The following is a 16,719-nucleotide window of genomic DNA, read 5'->3' on the forward strand; positions in this document are numbered from 1 at the left end:
CAACGTCCTCTACGCCATCCTCCGCGACCGCCAGCCCTACCAGGCCCGGCCGCCCCTGCATCTCGTGGCTTGACAACAGCATTAGGCAGCCACCCCCACCAAGGGCGCGTCGGTGCGGGAGCCCATTCGGCCGGCACGCCGTCCGGTGACGGTGGCGAACAGCCAGCCGAGCCCGGCACGGCGCATTCCGGCGCGAGCCTGCTTGGCCGCGTACATCGCCTCATCCGCGCGCCGCAGCAGGCCGGACAGGTCATCGGCGGGGAAGTCCGCGGCGCGCACCCAGCCCAGCGAGACCGTGGTGCGCACGTCCGGGTTCTGGCCGTCGACTGGCCGGGCGAGCACGCCGTGCAGCACGGCGAGCAGATCAGCCGCACTGCCGTGGTCGTCGATGAGGACGGCGGCGAACTCATCGCCCCCGAGCCGCCCGGCGACCCCGCTACGGCCGACGTGGTGGGCCAGTCGTTCGGCGGTCGCCTTCAACAGGGCGTCCCCGGCCGCGTGCCCGTGGGTGTCATTGATCTGCTTGAACTTGTCGACGTCGGCCAGCACCACGACCGCGCGCGGGTCCTTGAGCAGGGCCGTGGCGCGGCGGGTGAAGCCGTCGCGAGTGCGTAACCCGGTCAGCGGGTCACGCCGGGCGGTGTTCAGGCAGCCTCGCAGCCACCACACATGAACCGCCCAACCCCCGACGAGCGGCAGCGCGGACAGCAGGACCGTGGCCAGGGTGTTCACGCTGCCACCCCCTCGGCGCCGTCGCCGGACGCGTCCGGCTCGGGGTTGTCGACGGGGCGCAGGGCGCGCCCGTCAGCCCGCTCGGCGAGCAGGGCGTCACGCACCTGCCGGGCAGGGCCGGAGCCACAGTGCAGCTCCTTGCGCAGCGCCTCGGCGTTGATCGCGGCGTCCGTCCAGTCAGCCGCGATCGTGCGCGCTGCGGCAAGCAGTTCGGCCGTCGTGCGCTGCGCCGTCTTGGCCTTACCGGTCGTCGGCCGCTTGCGCGGCGGCTTCGACGCCTCCCGCTTCGGCTCCTCCGGGGTTTGCGGCGGCTCCGGGACGGCGGGCACGTCAGCGCCAGCGGGGGCGAGTTCGCCCATGCGCAGCAGCACCCGCTCACGCCGCGGGGTCCTCCACCGCCACGCCACAGGGCCGAACCGCTCATGCAAGTCCGCACGGGCCAACAGCCGCTCACGCTCGCAGGCGAGGGCGTCGGTGTAGGAGGTGACCTCCCACAGCGTCATGCGCCGCCACAGCGCGAACGTGGACAGCGGCGCCAGCAGCCAGCGCGACCACCGGATCTTGTCCATGCGCCGACCTGTGACGGCACCGATGCGGACGGCGTAGACGTGGGCGCCGATCTCGGAGAACACCACCCACAGCAGCGGCATCGTTCCGTGTGCCACCTTCGCGGACAGGACGTGCCCGGCCGCGACGTTCAGCCAGCACGTGACCAGCGTCAGCACCCAGGGGACGAACCGCACCCACGCAAGCGCCATGTCCAGCCGGATCAACAGCAGGTTGGCCAGGGTGAACACCGGGATGGCGATGTCGATTGCGATGGGCAGGGTGTGCGGGTTGCTGAATCCCCACCGGGCCGCGGCCAGGGACACCGCGTCGAAGGACGAGTACAGGCCCAAGGCGCCGACCGCGGCGGCGGCGAGCGCACCGACCGCAGCAAGCCACACCTCAGGGAACGTCAGCTTCGGCACTGACCGTGCCGTCTCGATGCCGCTCACGCTGCGCCCACCGCCTCAAACAACCGCAGGTCGGCGGGAACGGGCATGTATCCGGTCAGCTCGATGTCGGCACCGCCATAGGAGATCTGCGCCTGCATCACGCCGGTCCGGCCGTCGCACTGCACGTGGAAGCCGACCGCGTCCGGGTCGATGCCGAGCGCGGCCCGCCACGCCTCGAACGCGGCGAACCCGCCGTTGAATTCGTGCCACGCCAGGGCCAGCCGGTTCGGGTAAATCGGGTTCACGTCGGCGTTCGGAGCCGGGAGTCCCGGGAAGTCCACCGCCAGCAGCCGCAGCGCAGCCAGCGGCGCCGACAGATTGGCCAGCGAGAGCACCGTGCTCATGCCGCTGCCCCCTTCTGGGAGGGCCGACGGCGCCCGGCCGGGCGGGTCAGCGGGACGACGTTGAACAGCTCCGGGGCGTGCGCCTCGATCACCTCGGCGGCGATGCGGGCCACGTCGTCCGGGAGTTCCGGGTTGTCGGCGAGGATGTCGCACGCCGCGTCCTTGCGGGCGGCGCGCTCTTCCTCGCTCTCGCCCTCCTCCCCCAGCCACAGCTCCGGCGGGGTGCCCAGGGCAAGTTCGATGAAGTCGTTGACGGAGACGGCCTGATGGCCGCCGATGTACGTGCGCATGGCAAGGCTCCTGAATTGGAGGGACAGAGAGCCGGAGCAGCCGCAGGCGTGTGGTGAGACGGCGACTGCTCCGGGAGAAACGGGCGATGGTGCGGGAGGTCAGCGGCGGACGCGGCCGGAGACGCTGTCGGCGGACACGCTCAGGTGGCGGGCGCCGGAGATCCGGACGTTGCCGGAGATGCTGTGCGCGCTCATGTGCCCGGAGGCGGCGCCGGTGGCCTGTACCTCGATGTCTCCCGAGGTGGTGTTCAGGGTGGCCGCGGTGCCGTCGTACAGGCGTACCTCGATATCACCGGAGACCGAGTGCGCGGTGACGCGCTCGGTGACGCGGCCGACGTTGATGTCTCCGGAGGTGGTGTTGGCGGTGAGCTGCCGGACGCCGTCGGCGTCCAGGTCGCCGGAGACGGAGCGGAACTCCATCCGGTCGACGTAGCCGAACACCTCGGCGTCCGCGGACGTGCCGGCGAGTCCGAAGGACGATCCGGCGGGCAGGGAGACGACGGCTTCGATGGGGCTGATGGTCGGCATGTTGCCCATGCCGCCGGAGACCACCCGGCCGTTGATGCGGACCGTGCCGCCGACGATGCTCATGTTGCCGACGCTCTGAATCACCGTGCCGCGGTTGCCTCGCACGATCACACCGTTCGGCATCTCCGGCACCTCGATGCCGAGCACCTGGCCGTTCTGCTCGCTGCGGGCCCGGTTGACCGCGTCGGCCGCGGGCCCCGTGCTGTCGTCGGTACGCAGCGTCACGCGGGCGGTGATCAGGCTCTCGATGATCTGAACGCGAACGCTGCCGACCGGCAGCGACAGGCCCAGCACGATCGGGCCGGAGGTCTTGGAGTCAAAGGTGCGCTCGGTCATGGGGTTGCTCCCAGGTCGTTGGAGTGGGACACGAAGTGCGCGAAGAGCGGGACGGCCGCGGCAGTGAAGTGGTGAGACGGCGCCGTCCCGCAGCGCCCCGGCCGGGAGTCGAACCAGGCCTACGACCATCGGGGCGGTTTGGGGGCGGGCGGGTCGACGGCATGAAGCGCCAGGTCAGGCCCGCCCGCAGGATCAAGTGCGCGGGTCGTGCTCCGCGCGGACCGCCTTCTTGGTGCTGAGGACAGGCGGTAGATCCTCGGTCCACTGTTCAGTTCTCAATGTGCGATCAGCGCGGGGCCCGTGGCGCGCGGCAGAAGCCGCCTTCCGACCACCGCAAGCGGTAGCCATACGGGCAATCCCGAGCCATTCGTGCAGCTCAAGCGGTTGTCGCCCCGAGGTTCGGGATGACCGCTCGTCGACTAGCTTGCACTAGTCTGCTGTGGTGCACAACCCCTGTGAGTGATGCGCCCTAGTTCGCTGTGGTGGGTACGCTCAGAGCATGACTGTCACAGGAGGGCCAAAGCCGAAAGCGGCGCAGGTCGCGGACGCACTTCGCGACGACATCAAGAAGATGAAGCCGGGGGAGAAGCTCCCGTCACAGCGCGAGTTGATGGACCGGTTCGGCTTCGCGAGCCAGACCATCCAAAACGGCTTGGCCGCACTCCGAGCCGAAGGGCTCATCGTCTCGGCCGGGAACCTCGGCAACTTCGTCAGCGACGGGGCTGCCCCCACCAGCGACGTGCGCGACGACATCAAGGAAATCCGCTCCCAGATTCAGGCGTTGGCTGAACGGGTCGCAGCGCTCGAAGAGCGTTCCGCCCCGGGTGGTGCGTGATCTGCAACCAGCATGCGAGGAACAGAAGGTGTGACGTAAGTGACAGCCAGGGGACGGCGGAGCGGAGGTGGGGACATGTCCAGTGACACCCCTGTGTCCCCTTCCCTGTCCCCCCGGCGCGCGGGTGAGACTCGGAGTAGGCACTCGGAGGAGGGCACATGACCGACGACAGGCCCGCATGGGCGCGGCGCATCGCTGCCGAACGAATGGCGCGCGACTGGTCGCAGCGTCAGGCAGTGAGGGCACTGCGGGCGCACGCTCCCACGGAGCTGCCCGCGGAAGACAGCATGATTCGCCAGTGGAAGCGCTGGGAGTCAGGCCAGATGCCGAACGACTTCTACCAACCGATCATCGCGGCCCTCTTCGGCACCGTGACGCACGCGCTCTTCCCGGCGCCCTCACGTCGGGATGGAGACAGGGAGATCTTGGCAGCGTCCGGCATGGAGACGCTGGAGATCGTGAGCCGCCTCAACCGGTCTGACGTCGACAACGCCACGCTTGACGCCCTGCGGATCACGTTGGATCGGCTCGCCTCTGAGTACCCGTTCATGCCGAGCGAACAGCTCCTCATCGAGGGGCGGCAGTGGCTCCGCCGCGTCGTCGAGCTTCACACGAAGAGCCTCACGCTCGCGCAGCACCGCGAGGTGCTCGCACTGTCTGGTTGGCTCGCGCTACTCGTCGGCTGTGTCGAGTACGACACGGGCGCACGCCACGCGGCTGAGTCGACGCGACAGGCGGCGCTCTCGCTCGCGACCGAAGCGGACCATGCGGAAGTCGCCGGGTGGGCGCACGAGATGCGGGCATGGTTCGCCCTCACGACCGGCGACTATCGCGGCGTCATCGCGGCGGCGCAGGCCGGAGCCGAGACGGCACAGCACCACGGCGTGGCCGTGCAGCTCGCAGCCCAGGAAGCCAAGGCGTGGGCTCGGATCGGGGACCGCCGGCAAGTCGAGGTGGCCTTGGACAAGGGGCGGCGGTTGCTCGAAGGAATGCCGTACCCCGAGAACCTGGACAACCACTTCGTGGTTGACCCAGCCAAGTTCGACTTCTACGCGATGGACTGTTACCGCCTGGTCGGCGAAGACAAGCTTGCGCGCACGCTCGCCGAAGAGGTGCTGAGGGCGGGAACCGACTTCGACGGCACCGAGCGATCACCGATGCGCAACGCGGAAGCGCGGGTCACGCTCGGAGTCACGGCGGCGCGTGAGGGCGACTTGGAGCAGGCCCTCATCATGGGTGACCGAGCTCTCGAAGGAGACCGTCAGTCTGTCCCGTCGCTCATCATGACCAGCCGCGAACTCGCTGCCGAGATGAGGCGCCGGTACAGCTCAGAGCCTGCGGCGCAGGACTACCTGGCACGGCTTCACTCGCTCGCTGAACAAAAGCCAGGATTTATGCCTCGCTAGTTCACATTCCACTGTCGCAGAAGAAATGTGGGCCCGCTCCGCGAGCGGGCCCACATTTATAAGGCTTTGAGGCGTGCGACACGCTGACGACGCTCACCTAGACTAATCACATTGGCATCTTTTTTCGGAGCCGGATTAGCAGCATTTTCGGGGGCAAGCGACCTCATTAGGACAGGATGAATACCCAGGTCCTCTGATGCTTGGAGAACAGCGGGTGGCTCGTTGTAGCGGCGAGCCAACATTGCTCTCATCAACGATGGCTGCTCAGGATGGACAGCAACAGGCTCATTAGTGCGCCACCCGCGAGCACCAATCTGCTTATATAGGCTTTCCCTGCGATCATTATCAACGTATCCGAGGTCGTAAGCTCGCTGGATCAGCGCCTGGATAGAGACACCCCAACGCTTCTTAAGTGCAGCGAAGTCTCGAAGCATTAGAGGACCGGAGAACGCCTCGTCAGCCCGCACACGGGGGAGCAAGAAGGCTCCAGCGAACCGATGAGCTTCCGCCTCCGCCTCCTTCGGGGAAAGCCCTGCTCTCCTTGCCGGGTGCAACACCAGATGACCGAGCTCATGAGCCACTGTGAATCTCTGCCGATCGCCACTGCCAGCCGAAAAGTAGCTGATGAGCGATGGCTCTGCCTGACCCCGCCAGCAGGAGACTCCCGAGTGCCCGACAACGATATCTTCCCCGTGCCCCTGAGCGTCGACAAGCACAAGGGGTACGACGGGAATTCCCGCTCGCTCACAGGATCGGATAACGTGCCCAAGAACACCATCCTGGGCAATACCCAACGCATCTCGCGTTGCAGAGGCAAGGTCCTCAATGGCGTCAGGAGAGATTTTCCCCTCTGCCCTAGGCAAAGTTGTTCGGCGCACCCGCGTCTCGGTGAGGAGTCGTGCCGCAACCCGATAAGCCTCACGAACAGTCGCTTCGACCCGACCAACCTCACGAACTGATGCGCTTGCCTTCTTACGGAACAGAAGGGTGTCAGTCGGCAGGTCAGTCGGGTCGACATCGAAGAATGAGCGTGGTGTTCCCGTTGCCTCAGCGATCCGCCCCAACAGGTCGTCAGTGACACCCTTGGTGCCCTTCTGGATCTGCGAGATCATCGGCTGAGACACGCCTGCGGCCTGTGCCAACTCCCCCTGGGTCAACCCCATGAGGAGCCGGAGCGTCCGGATCCGCTCCGCAGGATCATGCACCACTTCCTTCACCCTCTTCGCGCTCGTCTTCGTCGAACTCGAAGGGCAGCACAATGCCCTTGTCGTCCGGCACGAACTCCCAGTCCGTGAACGCTTCAGTCTCACGCGGCAGCTCGAAATCGAGGTCGAACTTCGGCGGCCGACCGGGCTTCCATTCCCCGATCGGACGCACGATGCGCACAGAGATCTCCCCACCCTCTTCGCGGGGTGACAGCCAAACGGCCAGGAGGTTGCTCGCTTCGACACCGAACAGGTCAACCGCTCGATTGTAGTAGTAGCTGATGCGAGCCTTGTTCCGCCCCGGGGCAGGGACCAGGTCGTAGGGCGTTGCATGCAGGATGCGCAGAGTGAGCATGCCGTTGCGCAGGTGGAACCGCCCGCTGGAACCGTTGATCGGCTCCCACCCACCGAGGTGCTTCCGATCACCGTGGAGACGCTCCACGTACCGACGCGCATGGTCCCGCGCGAGGTCGGTTCGCCCCTTCGAGTACCCGTCTCCCACCATGCCGTGCTCGTCGAAGTGCGCGTGCGCGGCGGTGTAGCCGTCGTCAAGCGCAGCGTAGAGAGGTTCGGAGAGGCCCTCGGTTGCGGCCGTGATGAATGACGCGTCTTCAGGTGTGAGCATAGCGGTTATTTTATAACCGCCGATCACACACCTGCAACGACCTTGGGCCGCGTGGCCCAGGAAAGTTGGCGGGGAGAGTGCTGAAGACAGACCGTGCGGGAGAGGGCCCTTGAAGCGCGCAGCGGGGGGCCAAACAGGGGGCCAAACGGTGCGACCGAACCTAGACCGCCCCGGACGCTAGTGGACGATGCCGGAGCCGAGATGGGCACGCCAGTGCCCCCATAGCAAGGTCGCGAGGGGCCCCATCGCGTTCGGGACGAAGAGGTCGTGGGTTCAAATCCCGCCACCCCGACGCTGGTCAGAAGCCACTGGGTAATTTGCCCAGTGGCTTCTTTCGCGCCCGGGGGCACCGGCTCGTGCGACTGCGCCTACTACGTCGAGGTCGCGCACTTCATGCCCGGTCTTCCGCTTCCCAAGCACACCACGCGAGCGCGGTGGTGTCCGGGCGCCGTCTGGGAGTCGACCCGCTCCCCAAGCCCCTTCGAAACCACCGCACCCCAACGCCACTACGATCGCCGGTCATGGACTGGCTGGAGCGCACCGCGAAGCTGAGGCAGTGGAGCAGAAGCGGGACCCGCGCTCCGCACAAGCCACTGTTGTTCCTGTACGCGCTCGGCCGGTTCCAGCAGGATGCCGCCGGCGAACTGCGGTACAGCGCCGTGGAGAACGACCTCAGCCGGTTGCTGGCCGAGTACGGACCGCCCATGCCACTGGTAAGGAGTGTGATACCAGGAGTATGGTCGCTTGTATGGCGACCAAGAAGGTGACCGTGACAATTCCCGAGGACCTCCTGGACGAGATCCGCGCGGAAGCGGCAGAGCGGGGCCTGTCGGCGTACGTCGCCGAAGCGCTGCGCTTCAAACTCGACCGGGACCGGCTCCGGGAACTGATCGACTGGCTGCAGGAAGAGCACGGTCCCGTCACCGAGGACGAGCATGCGGCAGCGCTAGACGCGTTGGAGGAACTCGACGCCGAACACGAGCGGCGTCGAACCGCCGGAAAGCATAACGCCGGAGAGGCTGCGTGAAGCAGCGGGCTGGTGAGCATGGACAGCGGCCCCTTCGTGTCTTCGTACTGGACTGTGAAGCCCTGTCCCTGGCGGTCCGCGGCGACCGGAAGATGATCGCCTGGCTGGACCTGGCGGCACGAGGGGAAGCCGAGGTGGTGACGTCCCCGATGACACTGGTCGAGGCGTACGACGGCAGAACGACCGAGCAGCGCTGGGACTGGGTACTGTCCCGGCTCCAGGTCGTCGACATCGGGAAGGACGAAGCCCGCCAGGCGCGTCGACTCCTGGCCGACGCCAAGTTGCACGGCCACAAGTACGCGATCGACGCCGTGCTCGCCGTCATCGCGCGACAGCAGCAGGGGCAGGTCACCGTCTTCACCTCGGACGTCGACGACCTGGAGAAGCTGGTCCCGGACACGATCGTCGTCAAAAAGGTGTGACCCGACCCGCGCCTCTCCGGCGCCCACACCAGGCTGACTCTTCTCCAGCACCATCCAGGCAGCAGACTTGGGAGCCATCGGGGAGCCACCTGCTCCCGCGAAACGGCTGGTATTACTGGGGCATGCAGGAAGAGATTGCACGCTCCGCGATCGACACGTTCATCTCCGCGTTCAACGCCTCGGACGACAGCTATGTGACTGCCCTGCTCTCCCAGGCTCTGACCTCGGACGTGGTCCTCTGGGGACCGTTGGGTCGCAGCGAAGGAATCGCGGCGGTCGAGCGTTTCGTGCTGGACATCCGGCGCCACCCGGCGGGGACCGGCACGATGGTGCGCTGCTCGGCGGTCGACATGCCTGACGAATGGGCCCGGTACCAGTGGGTGTTCACCACGCCGGACGGAGGTCCCGCCCTGGCGGGAACAGACGTCGTCCATCTGCGGCGGAGCCTCATCGACCAGGTCATCGTCTTCGCGGGGGACATCGAAGCGTCCGCCTCCTGAGACATTCCGCTGTCGCTGTCCTTCTCGCCGCGCTCGCCGTCGGCGACATGCCCTCTGGCTGTGGCTGTGCTTCACCGCGTTCGGCACCTCACGGAAGGGGCGCACCACGGCCAACTCGTCGATGATCGGGACGAGTTCAAGCATCATTCGCTGGCCTACGATCGGCTGCGGGCGGAGGCCCTTCCCCCACTCATGTCACTCGACACGATCCGATCCGTGCCGGAGGACAACCGCCGTGGCTCGAATCTCCCGTCATAGGGCCCGCACGGTCCGGCGCTGTGTTTCGAAGCCGCCGCCTGGGCCGCCTTCATAGGCGAGTTGAAGGCTGACGACCACCGTCGCTGAGTCCGCCGGGCGCTGGTCGCCGTCCATGTCCCGGGCACGCCGGACCCCCGTCCGCGAGGCCCCGGCAGGCCGCCGGCCTCCTCAAAGAACCGGGGGAAAGAACTACCCGCCCACCCACCCTCCTCGGCCGCGAAGGCCTCGTCACCCGTCCGAGTGACTGGCTTGCAGACGCGGGATGCGGGCGGTTACGTTCGCCGCGACAACCGCACACAGACATCGGCCCCCGGCCGGGACGGCAATCCCGATCGAGGGCCTGACCGATCAGGAAGCGAACCCTTCCCGATGGCTGACTCGCAGTCTAACGCGCCCCTGCGCGCCGACGCCGGAGCACCGACCTCCGGTGTGATCCACGTCCGCACCCGCCTCACCGCCGACTTCACCGTGATCTCCAACGCCCTCGCGCAACGGCGCGGCAGCGCGGTCACGGTCGGTGTCGCGGCGTACATCGCCTCCGTGCCCGACAACTCCTCCGTGACCATCGCCGCCCTGTGCGACCACTTCAGCGAGGGCGAGATCCTTATCTCGCGGGCCCTCAGAGAACTGGAGGAGGCCGGGTACCTGGAGCGTCGACGCGAGCGGACGCCGACCGGGCAGGTCCGTACCCGCACGTACTTCTACGACGTTCCCGGCGGCGAGCCCGAACCCGACCCGGAGAACCCGTCCAGGCGGTCCCCATCGCGTCGACCCCGCAAGCGGCCCACCACTCCCGCGCTCACGCCCGCACCAGCGACCGGGCAGAAAGCGGCGCAAACCCCCGCCCCGGCGAAGACGGAGACGGAGACGGAGACACCGGTCCAGGTCCACCACGCCGACCTCGACCCCAAAGCCGTCGCCGTGCTCGCCGCCCTGCGCCGGGTCGACCCCCGCCTTGTCCTCTCCGAGCAGGATGCCGCCCGCCTCGCTCCGGGCGTCAGCCGTTGGCTCACGGCGGGCCTCCTGCCCACCCAGATCACGGACCACCTCACCGCAGGCCTTCCCGACCGGCTCCTGACCCGCCCGGCCGGCATCCTCGCCTACCGGCTCAAGGCGACTCCCCTGCACCACGCACCGGCCGGAAGCACAGCACCTCCGGAAGCTCCGGCCATCGCACCCATGCAGAACTGCGACGGTTGCGACCGGGGATTCCGCTCACCGGCGCCCGGCATCTGCCGCGACTGCCGCCGTCAGCAGGCGGTTGGCCAGCGGGGTCGGAGTCCCGAAGTCGAGGCTCAGGTTGGAGACCGAGTAGATGCCGCGTAGGGACAGGTCACGCGTCGCGAACATGCCGTTGGCGTAGCCGAGGTCGTGACCGGTCTTGCCCCAGAGGAGGCCCCCGTTGGGCAGCGGGGTGGACATGAGGGCGGCGCCGAAGCATGCCACCTTCTGGCAACTGGTGCCGATGAACGGGACGGGCTTGCCGTCGTCGCCCTTGGGCAGCGTGAACATCTCGTCAAGTTGCCCGGGGGGCAGTAGGCGGCCCTGGAACAGGGCGGTGATGAAGCGGTCCAGATCAGCCGGGGTGGAGATCATGTTGGACGGGTCGCCGCCCTGCTCGCTGACGTCCACCGCCCTCCCGTGGCTGTCGGTCACGTATCCGTGGAGGTAGGGCCGGGGCATGACGGGGTCGTCTTCGGGCACCGAGGTCTGTTCGAGTCGCAGCGGCCTGAGGATGCGTTTGGTGACCTCCTCCTTGAAGGAGTGGCCGGCGATCTGTTCGATGAGCCTGCCCGCTATCCGGAAACCGAGGGAGTTGTACTCCTGCTCGGTTCCGGGCGCGAAGTGCGGACCGGGCCAAGGGCGGTGGGCGGGGCGCAGGGTGCTCCGGATGATCTCGTCGAAGGTGCGGTACTCGTAGCGGTTGATGATCGTTTCGTCGGCGCTCGGTGCGGGCTTGCCCTCGTCCACGTCCGGAAGCCCGCTGGTGTAGTTGACGAGTTCGCGGACGGTGATCGGCTGGAAGGTGTGCGGGAGCAGACCGGGCATGTACTGCTGAACGGTCCGGTTCAGGTCGAGCCGGCCTTCGGCGGCGAGTTGCAGGACGACGGTGGTCTCGAAGACCTTCGAGATGCTGCCGACGTGGAAGTGCGCGTTCGCCGGGATTTTCCGCCCGGTCTGGCTGTCGACGGTCGACCCCTTCCACAACTGGCCCGGCTCACCGACTCTGGCGATCGCACCGGAGGCACCGTCGGTCGGCCGGGTCTCGATGGCGGCTTGGAGCGCGGGCGGGTCCAGCGACGGTAATACGTTTGTGATGTCGGGACGAGCGTCACTCACGGCGAGAGCCTGCGCGGTAGAACCGGCACCGATGCCGATGCCGAGGAGAGCGGAACCGACGAGGCCCAGGGCGGTGGCGCGGCGAGCCAGCATCTTCATCTGAGACTCCGTGAGATTCGTTGCGGAGATGGGAGATTGGTCTGTGTCGACCCGATCAATCCTGCTCGGCCGCCGACCGACCAGGCATCGGGATCAACCCTGATCCGACCCTGAGCTCACCCCGAGTCGACCCTCGACCACCGCTACCGCCGACCGGCTCTCGTCGCCCACAGCAGCACCAGCGCCAGTGCCTGGATGACGACCACCGTCGTGATCAGGGCCGGGATCGAGTAGCCGTACAGGCCGCCCGTCAGGGCGCCGCCGGTCAGGCTTGCCGCGCCGATCACGCCGGCGAACAGGCCGTAGGCCGTGGCTCGGCGGCCGCTGGGGACCAGGTCGGCGACCGTGGCGCGGAGGGTGGATTCCTGGATGCCCATGGCGGCGCCCCAGACGAGGGAACCGGCCACCGCTACGGCGAGGGTGTTGGTGAAGGCCAGGGCGGCGACGGCCGCAGTGAGGAGGGGGAGGGCGATCAGGACGCGGGGGCCGTGGTGGTCGTAGAGCCAGCCGGTGGCCAGGGCGGCGAGGGCGTCGACGGCCATCGCGGCCGCGTACAGGACGGGGACCCAGGCGGCGGTCAGCAGGTGCCGTTCGACCAGGTGGTAGGAGAGGACGCCGAAGGTGGCGAAGCCGGTCGTCGTGGCGGCCGTGAAGGCGGCGTAGGTCCAGAAGGCTCTGGGGAGGGGGGTGGGGTGGGGCGGCTCCTGGGTGGGCGGGACCGCACCGGTCACCTCGCGTTCGTAGGTCTCCGGGTCGGGGACTCGGGACTTCAGCCAGAACAGGAGGAGCAGGACGGCTGCTCCCGGGGCGGCCAGTACGCCCAGGGCGGCGGCGTAGTCGTTGCCGGTCAGGGCCAGGACGCCGGCCACCACCAGGGGGCCGACCAGGGCTCCGATCTGGTCCATCGCCTCGTGGACGGCGAAGCCGCGGCCCCGTCCGGTGGCAGCCGTGGCGTGCGAGAGCAGCGTGTCCTTCGCCGGGGAGCGCACCGCCTTGCCGACCCGTTCGGCGACCACCAGCGCGCACGCCGCCCACAGCACGCCCACCACGCCGAGCAGCGGTACGGACACGACGGTGAGGGCGTACCCGGCGATCGCCAGCCCCCAGAAGCGACGTGTCCGGTCCGCCAGCGGGCCCGACACGAGCCGCAGCCCCAGGGCGGCCGCCTCGCCGGCACCGGTGACCACGCCGACGACCAGGGCGGACGCGCCCAGTGACGCCAGCAGCGGGCCGGTGATCGAGCGGGCACCCTCGTACACGAAGTCGGCGAGCAGGCTGACCGTGCCGAACCAGACGACGAACCGCCACGGTCCCATCGCCGTCGGCCGTCCGCCCGTGCCGGGCCCCTTCCCGTCGTCCACAGCGCCTCCGTCAAGGTGGCGTAATCACGCCGCCGGTGTCAGCCTAGCGGGGGCGTCTGGGGTCAGAGTGCCGTCACTCTGGCGCGTGGCCTGCGGGGGGATCGAGGGCCGGTTCCTGGTGCGGGGCGCAGGATGATGCGGGCGTCGAGGCCGCCGCCCGGTGCGGTGTCCAGGGTGATCTCGCCGCCGGAGGCGCGGACGAGATGGCGGACGATGGGCAGGCCGAGGCCGGTGCCGTCGTGGTGGGAGGTGGACGCCCGCCAGAAGCGGTCGAAGGCACGGGCGCGGTCGGTCTCGGACATGCCCGGTCCCTGGTCGACGACGTGCAGTTCGGGGCCCGGCGCGCGGGCCAGGACGATGGTGGTGCCGGGCGGGGAGACCCGCAGGGCGTTGGCGAGCAGGTTGTCGACGATCTGCTCCAACGCCCCCGGGATCGCCCAGACCCGGCCGGCGGCCGGCCCGGTGACGGCGAGGGCGACGTGCTGTTCGGCCGCGAGCGGCTCCCACATGGTGGCCCGTTCGGCGAGCACGGCGTCCAGGTCGACCGGTTCGGCCGTGGTGGCGCTGTTCTCCAGGCGGGCCAGCGCGAGCAGCCCCTGCACCATGCGGCCGAGGCGTTCGACCTCGCCGATGCTCTCCTCCAGGCTGGCGTGGGCGCGCGGGTCGAGGTAGGGCTCGAAGTTCTCCAGGCGCAGGCGCAGGCCGGTCAGCGGGGTCTTCAGCTGGTGGGAGGCCTCGGCGGCGAAGGCGTGCTGCGCCTGGAGCAGGTGCTGGAGCCGGGTGGCCGTACGGGTGAACGAGGCTGCCAGGCGGCGCAGTTCGGGCGGGCCGATGGTGTCGTCCGGCGGGCTCGCCAGCCGGCCGTCGGCGAGCTCGGCGGTGGCGGCCTCCAGGGTGCGCAGCGGGCGGGTGATCCAACGGGCGAGCGTGAAGGCGACCAGCGCGACCGCGACGAGGACGCAGACGCCGGCGAGTGCCAGGGCGCCCCAGACGCGGTGCACCCGGGCGGTGACCTCGGCCATGGGGTACGTCAGTCGCAGGGCGGCGCGCACGGTCGTACCGGAGGCGCCGGGCATGGTCGCCGACAGCGCCTCGGCGCCGGTGGCCACGGTGGGCCGGTTGCGCAGGGCGCGGGCGACGTCCGGCTCGGCGGACAGGTCCGTGCCGGTGGTACGGCCCCCGGAGTCGGCGAGGACGACGCCCCGGCGGTCGGTGACGACGACCCGGCCGCCGGTGCGGGTGGCGTAGTCGCCGACCACGTCGGGCAGCGCGGCGAGGTCGCCCTGCTCGATCTTCTCCTCGGTGACCTCGGCGAGCATCGAGGCGTCGCGCTCGACGCCGCGCGTGGCGCGGGTGACCTCGCCGCGGGCGTAGATCCAGCCGAGCGGGATCTCCAGGCCGGCCAGCACGAGGAGGGCCAGGCCGAGGTAGCTCAGCAGCAGGCGGCGGGTCATCCGGTCCCCTCGGGTCCGGTGTCCGGACCGGGGACGGTGAGGCGGAAGCCGACGCCGCGGGCCGTGGTGATCCAGGCGGGGTCGCCGAGTTTGCGGCGCAGGGCGGCGACATGGGCGTCGAGGGTCTTGGTGGGGCCGAAGAAGTGCGGGTCCCACACCGTGTCCATGATCTGCTGGCGGGAGTACACGGCCTCGGGGTCCTGGGCGAGGTAGGCGAGCAGGTCGAACTCCCGCGGTGTCAGGGCCAGTTCGTGGCCGTCGAGGTGGACCTGGCGGGTCCGGCGGTTGATCTCCAGCGGGCCCAGCCGCTGCGCGGGAGCGGGCGGTCTCGCGGCCTGAACGGGTGCCTCCGGGTGCTCGGACCCGGTGTAGGGCAGGGCGCTGGTGCGCCGGGTGACCGCGCGGATACGGGCCACCAACTCCCGTACGCCGAAGGGCTTGGCGAGGTAGTCGTCGGCGCCGAGTTCGAGGCCGACGATGCGGTCGGCCTCCTCGCCGCGCGCGGTGATCATGATGATGGGGACGGCGGAACGGGCGCGCAGGCTGCGGCAGACGTCCAGGCCGTCCATGTCCGGCAGGCCGAGGTCGAGCAGCACCATGTCCGGGGAGCCGGTCGCGTCGGCCAGGCCCGCGGCGCCGGAACGGACGTGGTCCACGGTGAAGCCGTAACGCCCCAGTCCCTCGGTGAGCGGGCCGGCGATGCGGTCGTCGTCTTCGATGAGCAGCAGACGCATGGCGCCAGGCTCGCACAGCTGTGCCACATGGGTCGGGGTGTTCATGAGAAGCCGCCTGGGGCTGAGGAGCTCACGGTCGCGACCGGGGGTGCGGAGGGGTGGTCAGTGGTCGTCGGCGCCCTTGCCGTCGTCGCGGGCCCGGTCGTCGCGCGCCCGGTGCTCGTCGTCGTGACGGTCGTCGGGGACGGTGCTGGTCGGCGTCGGTGCGACGGTCACGCCCGTGTTCGGGGGCGGTGAGGCGGTGGGCGGCAGGGGGTCGGTGGACGGGGGCTTCGGCGCCGGCACCTTGGCGGTGCCGGCGGGGCGCGGGTCGGAGGTGACCGTGCTGCTGACCGCCGACAGGGCGAAGCCGAAGCCGCCGAGCGCCACCAGCGCTGCGGCGACCGCGAGGACCGGCCGGTACGGGAGGAGCGGCCCGTGTCGCAGGGCCGCCCGTTTCCGGCCGCTCGGCTCACCGGAGCCACCCGACTCGCCCGACCGGGGCACGGATTCATCCGGCTCGACGCGCGGCGGCGTCTCCGCGGCGGACCACGGTTCGGTGGCGGGCGGTGTGGTGGGGTAGTCGAAGGCGTCCTCGTCGAAGCGGCCTCCGTAACCGTCCTCCTCCCGACTGCTCTGCCCTCGGCGCCGATCCGGATCGGTCGGCATCGGGTCGTCCCTTCGGCGGTCGTTCGTTCGACGGTCAGCCGGCGTTCTTGCCCTCCTCCGTGCCCTCCTGCTTGGTGCCGGTGACGGTGTAGGACTTGTCGAGGTACACCTCCACCGACGTGCCGTCGGCCTTCTTGACCTCGACGGCGTACATGCCGGGCTTCTCGGCGTCCTCCTCGGACTTCACGACCGTGCCCGGGTACTTCGCCAGTGCCGCGGCCTCCGCCTTCTGCTTGATGTCACCGGTCAGCGGCGGCTCCTTCTTCTTGTCGGCGTCCTGGCCTGCGCCCGCGGCCTGCGCACCGCCGGCGTTCTCGGCCTGCTGGGTGTCCGCGGCCTTCGAGGCACCGGACCCGGAGTCGGAGCCGCCGCCGCACGCGGTCAGCGCGAACAGCAGGGCGGCGGCGGGAGCGGCGGCGGCCAGGGCACGGCGGGGCAGAACACGCATCGGGTCGTCTCCAGACACTGGGGAGTTCGGAGGTCCGGGGAGCCGGACTTCCGGGGGACGACGACGAATCTAGGGAGCCGACCTCAAGAGCCCGCCCAGCAGAAGGAGAGAGCGGGACCAGCAGACGGC

19 protein-coding genes and 2 pseudogenes are annotated in these 16,719 nt (G+C 69.3%); 8 read left to right on the forward strand and 13 right to left on the reverse strand.

Features of this window, described 5'->3' with window-relative positions:
• Positions 1–81 precede the first annotated feature (81 nt).
• The 5 genes from ACIRVK_RS15590 to ACIRVK_RS15610 form a co-directional block, all read right to left on the reverse strand.
• On the reverse strand, positions 82–732 hold the full coding sequence (locus ACIRVK_RS15590) for a GGDEF domain-containing protein (protein WP_404247128.1): 651 nt from the start codon (positions 730–732) through the stop codon (positions 82–84).
• Positions 729–1,730, reverse strand: a complete 1,002-nt coding sequence (locus tag ACIRVK_RS15595; RefSeq protein WP_404247130.1) for a DUF2637 domain-containing protein — start codon at positions 1,728–1,730, stop codon at positions 729–731. Before ACIRVK_RS15595 ends, ACIRVK_RS15590 begins: the two co-directional genes overlap by 4 nt.
• Positions 1,727–2,074, reverse strand: a complete 348-nt coding sequence (locus ACIRVK_RS15600; protein WP_404247132.1) for a hypothetical protein — start codon at positions 2,072–2,074, stop codon at positions 1,727–1,729. Before ACIRVK_RS15600 ends, ACIRVK_RS15595 begins: the two co-directional genes overlap by 4 nt.
• Positions 2,071–2,364 (reverse strand): hypothetical protein, encoded by a 294-nt coding sequence (locus ACIRVK_RS15605; RefSeq protein WP_404247134.1) that lies wholly within the window; start codon positions 2,362–2,364, stop codon positions 2,071–2,073. Before ACIRVK_RS15605 ends, ACIRVK_RS15600 begins: the two co-directional genes overlap by 4 nt.
• 99 nt (positions 2,365–2,463) lie before the next feature.
• On the reverse strand, positions 2,464–3,228 hold the full coding sequence (locus tag ACIRVK_RS15610) for a DUF4097 family beta strand repeat-containing protein (RefSeq protein ID WP_404247136.1): 765 nt from the start codon (positions 3,226–3,228) through the stop codon (positions 2,464–2,466).
• 499 nt (positions 3,229–3,727) lie between these two features.
• Here ACIRVK_RS15610 and ACIRVK_RS15615 point away from each other — a divergent pair, with 499 nt between their 5' ends.
• Entirely contained in the window at positions 3,728–4,063 is a 336-nt protein-coding gene (locus ACIRVK_RS15615; RefSeq protein WP_387862559.1) for a winged helix-turn-helix domain-containing protein, read from the forward strand.
• A 158-nt stretch (positions 4,064–4,221) separates the two neighbouring features.
• Entirely contained in the window at positions 4,222–5,469 is a 1,248-nt protein-coding gene (locus ACIRVK_RS15620) for an XRE family transcriptional regulator (RefSeq protein WP_404247138.1), read from the forward strand.
• A gap of 56 nt (positions 5,470–5,525) precedes the next feature.
• Here ACIRVK_RS15620 and ACIRVK_RS15625 read toward each other — a convergent pair whose 3' ends face one another.
• Both ACIRVK_RS15625 and ACIRVK_RS15630 read right to left on the reverse strand, forming a co-directional pair.
• Entirely contained in the window at positions 5,526–6,779 is a 1,254-nt protein-coding gene (locus ACIRVK_RS15625; RefSeq protein WP_404247140.1) for a helix-turn-helix domain-containing protein, read from the reverse strand.
• Positions 6,667–7,299: a hypothetical protein gene (locus ACIRVK_RS15630; RefSeq protein WP_404247142.1), complete on the reverse strand. Its 633-nt coding sequence runs from the start codon at positions 7,297–7,299 to the stop codon at positions 6,667–6,669. Before ACIRVK_RS15630 ends, ACIRVK_RS15625 begins: the two co-directional genes overlap by 113 nt.
• A 521-nt stretch (positions 7,300–7,820) precedes the next feature.
• On the opposite strand from ACIRVK_RS15630, the pseudogene ACIRVK_RS15635 reads away from it, so the two are divergent.
• The 6 genes and pseudogenes from ACIRVK_RS15635 to ACIRVK_RS15660 all read left to right on the forward strand — a co-directional run.
• Positions 7,821–8,045: pseudogene (locus ACIRVK_RS15635) on the forward strand (restriction endonuclease); the annotation flags it as partial.
• 2 nt (positions 8,046–8,047) lie between these two features.
• Positions 8,048–8,326, forward strand: coding sequence for a CopG family transcriptional regulator (locus ACIRVK_RS15640; RefSeq protein ID WP_404247144.1), 279 nt, complete (start codon positions 8,048–8,050; stop codon positions 8,324–8,326).
• Positions 8,323–8,748, forward strand: a complete 426-nt coding sequence (locus tag ACIRVK_RS15645) for a PIN domain-containing protein (protein WP_404247146.1) — start codon at positions 8,323–8,325, stop codon at positions 8,746–8,748. The genes ACIRVK_RS15640 and ACIRVK_RS15645 overlap by 4 nt, the downstream gene beginning before the upstream one ends.
• A gap of 122 nt (positions 8,749–8,870) precedes the next feature.
• Positions 8,871–9,248 (forward strand): nuclear transport factor 2 family protein, encoded by a 378-nt coding sequence (locus ACIRVK_RS15650; RefSeq protein ID WP_404247148.1) that lies wholly within the window; start codon positions 8,871–8,873, stop codon positions 9,246–9,248.
• 90 nt (positions 9,249–9,338) lie between these two features.
• Positions 9,339–9,503: pseudogene (locus ACIRVK_RS15655) on the forward strand (transcriptional regulator); the annotation flags it as partial.
• 372 nt (positions 9,504–9,875) lie between these two features.
• On the forward strand, positions 9,876–10,832 hold the full coding sequence (locus ACIRVK_RS15660) for a hypothetical protein (RefSeq protein ID WP_404247150.1): 957 nt from the start codon (positions 9,876–9,878) through the stop codon (positions 10,830–10,832).
• Here ACIRVK_RS15660 and ACIRVK_RS15665 read toward each other — a convergent pair.
• The 6 genes from ACIRVK_RS15665 to ACIRVK_RS15690 all read right to left on the reverse strand — a co-directional run bounded on the left by ACIRVK_RS15665 (position 10,722) and on the right by ACIRVK_RS15690 (position 16,590).
• Entirely contained in the window at positions 10,722–11,945 is a 1,224-nt protein-coding gene (locus ACIRVK_RS15665; protein WP_404247152.1) for a serine hydrolase domain-containing protein, read from the reverse strand. The two genes, ACIRVK_RS15660 and ACIRVK_RS15665, sit on opposite strands and share 111 nt — an antisense overlap.
• 143 nt (positions 11,946–12,088) lie before the next feature.
• Positions 12,089–13,306 (reverse strand): MFS transporter, encoded by a 1,218-nt coding sequence (locus ACIRVK_RS15670; protein ID WP_404247154.1) that lies wholly within the window; start codon positions 13,304–13,306, stop codon positions 12,089–12,091.
• Positions 13,307–13,368: 62 nt separating this feature from the next.
• Positions 13,369–14,760 (reverse strand): sensor histidine kinase, encoded by a 1,392-nt coding sequence (locus ACIRVK_RS15675; RefSeq protein ID WP_404247156.1) that lies wholly within the window; start codon positions 14,758–14,760, stop codon positions 13,369–13,371.
• A complete protein-coding gene (locus tag ACIRVK_RS15680; RefSeq protein ID WP_404247608.1) occupies positions 14,757–15,494 on the reverse strand; it encodes a response regulator transcription factor in 738 nt (245 codons plus the stop codon). The genes ACIRVK_RS15675 and ACIRVK_RS15680 overlap by 4 nt, the downstream gene beginning before the upstream one ends.
• 102 nt (positions 15,495–15,596) lie before the next feature.
• On the reverse strand, positions 15,597–16,142 hold the full coding sequence (locus ACIRVK_RS15685) for a hypothetical protein (protein WP_404247158.1): 546 nt from the start codon (positions 16,140–16,142) through the stop codon (positions 15,597–15,599).
• 34 nt (positions 16,143–16,176) lie between these two features.
• On the reverse strand, positions 16,177–16,590 hold the full coding sequence (locus tag ACIRVK_RS15690; protein WP_404247160.1) for a PepSY domain-containing protein: 414 nt from the start codon (positions 16,588–16,590) through the stop codon (positions 16,177–16,179).
• Positions 16,591–16,719: the final 129 nt, after the last annotated feature.

It is taken from the genome of Streptomyces sp. NPDC101152 (assembly GCF_044768275.1).
Taxonomy (GTDB): Bacteria; Actinomycetota; Actinomycetes; order Streptomycetales; family Streptomycetaceae; genus Streptomyces.

Coding starts and splice junctions, on each gene's coding strand:
- ACIRVK_RS15600 (WP_404247132.1), bottom strand. CDS start 2,074: ATGAGCACGGTGCTCTCGCTGGCCAATCTGTCGGCGCCGCTGGCTGCG.
- ACIRVK_RS15605 (WP_404247134.1), bottom strand. CDS start 2,364: ATGCGCACGTACATCGGCGGCCATCAGGCCGTCTCCGTCAACGACTTC.
- ACIRVK_RS15610 (WP_404247136.1), bottom strand. CDS start 3,228: ATGACCGAGCGCACCTTTGACTCCAAGACCTCCGGCCCGATCGTGCTG.
- ACIRVK_RS15615 (WP_387862559.1), top strand. CDS start 3,728: ATGACTGTCACAGGAGGGCCAAAGCCGAAAGCGGCGCAGGTCGCGGAC.
- ACIRVK_RS15620 (WP_404247138.1), top strand. CDS start 4,222: ATGACCGACGACAGGCCCGCATGGGCGCGGCGCATCGCTGCCGAACGA.
- ACIRVK_RS15630 (WP_404247142.1), bottom strand. CDS start 7,299: ATGCTCACACCTGAAGACGCGTCATTCATCACGGCCGCAACCGAGGGC.
- ACIRVK_RS15640 (WP_404247144.1), top strand. CDS start 8,048: ATGGCGACCAAGAAGGTGACCGTGACAATTCCCGAGGACCTCCTGGAC.
- ACIRVK_RS15650 (WP_404247148.1), top strand. CDS start 8,871: ATGCAGGAAGAGATTGCACGCTCCGCGATCGACACGTTCATCTCCGCG.
- ACIRVK_RS15660 (WP_404247150.1), top strand. CDS start 9,876: ATGGCTGACTCGCAGTCTAACGCGCCCCTGCGCGCCGACGCCGGAGCA.
- ACIRVK_RS15665 (WP_404247152.1), bottom strand. CDS start 11,945: ATGAAGATGCTGGCTCGCCGCGCCACCGCCCTGGGCCTCGTCGGTTCC.
- ACIRVK_RS15675 (WP_404247156.1), bottom strand. CDS start 14,760: ATGACCCGCCGCCTGCTGCTGAGCTACCTCGGCCTGGCCCTCCTCGTG.
- ACIRVK_RS15680 (WP_404247608.1), bottom strand. CDS start 15,494: ATGCGTCTGCTGCTCATCGAAGACGACGACCGCATCGCCGGCCCGCTC.
- ACIRVK_RS15685 (WP_404247158.1), bottom strand. CDS start 16,142: ATGCCGACCGATCCGGATCGGCGCCGAGGGCAGAGCAGTCGGGAGGAG.
- ACIRVK_RS15690 (WP_404247160.1), bottom strand. CDS start 16,590: ATGCGTGTTCTGCCCCGCCGTGCCCTGGCCGCCGCCGCTCCCGCCGCC.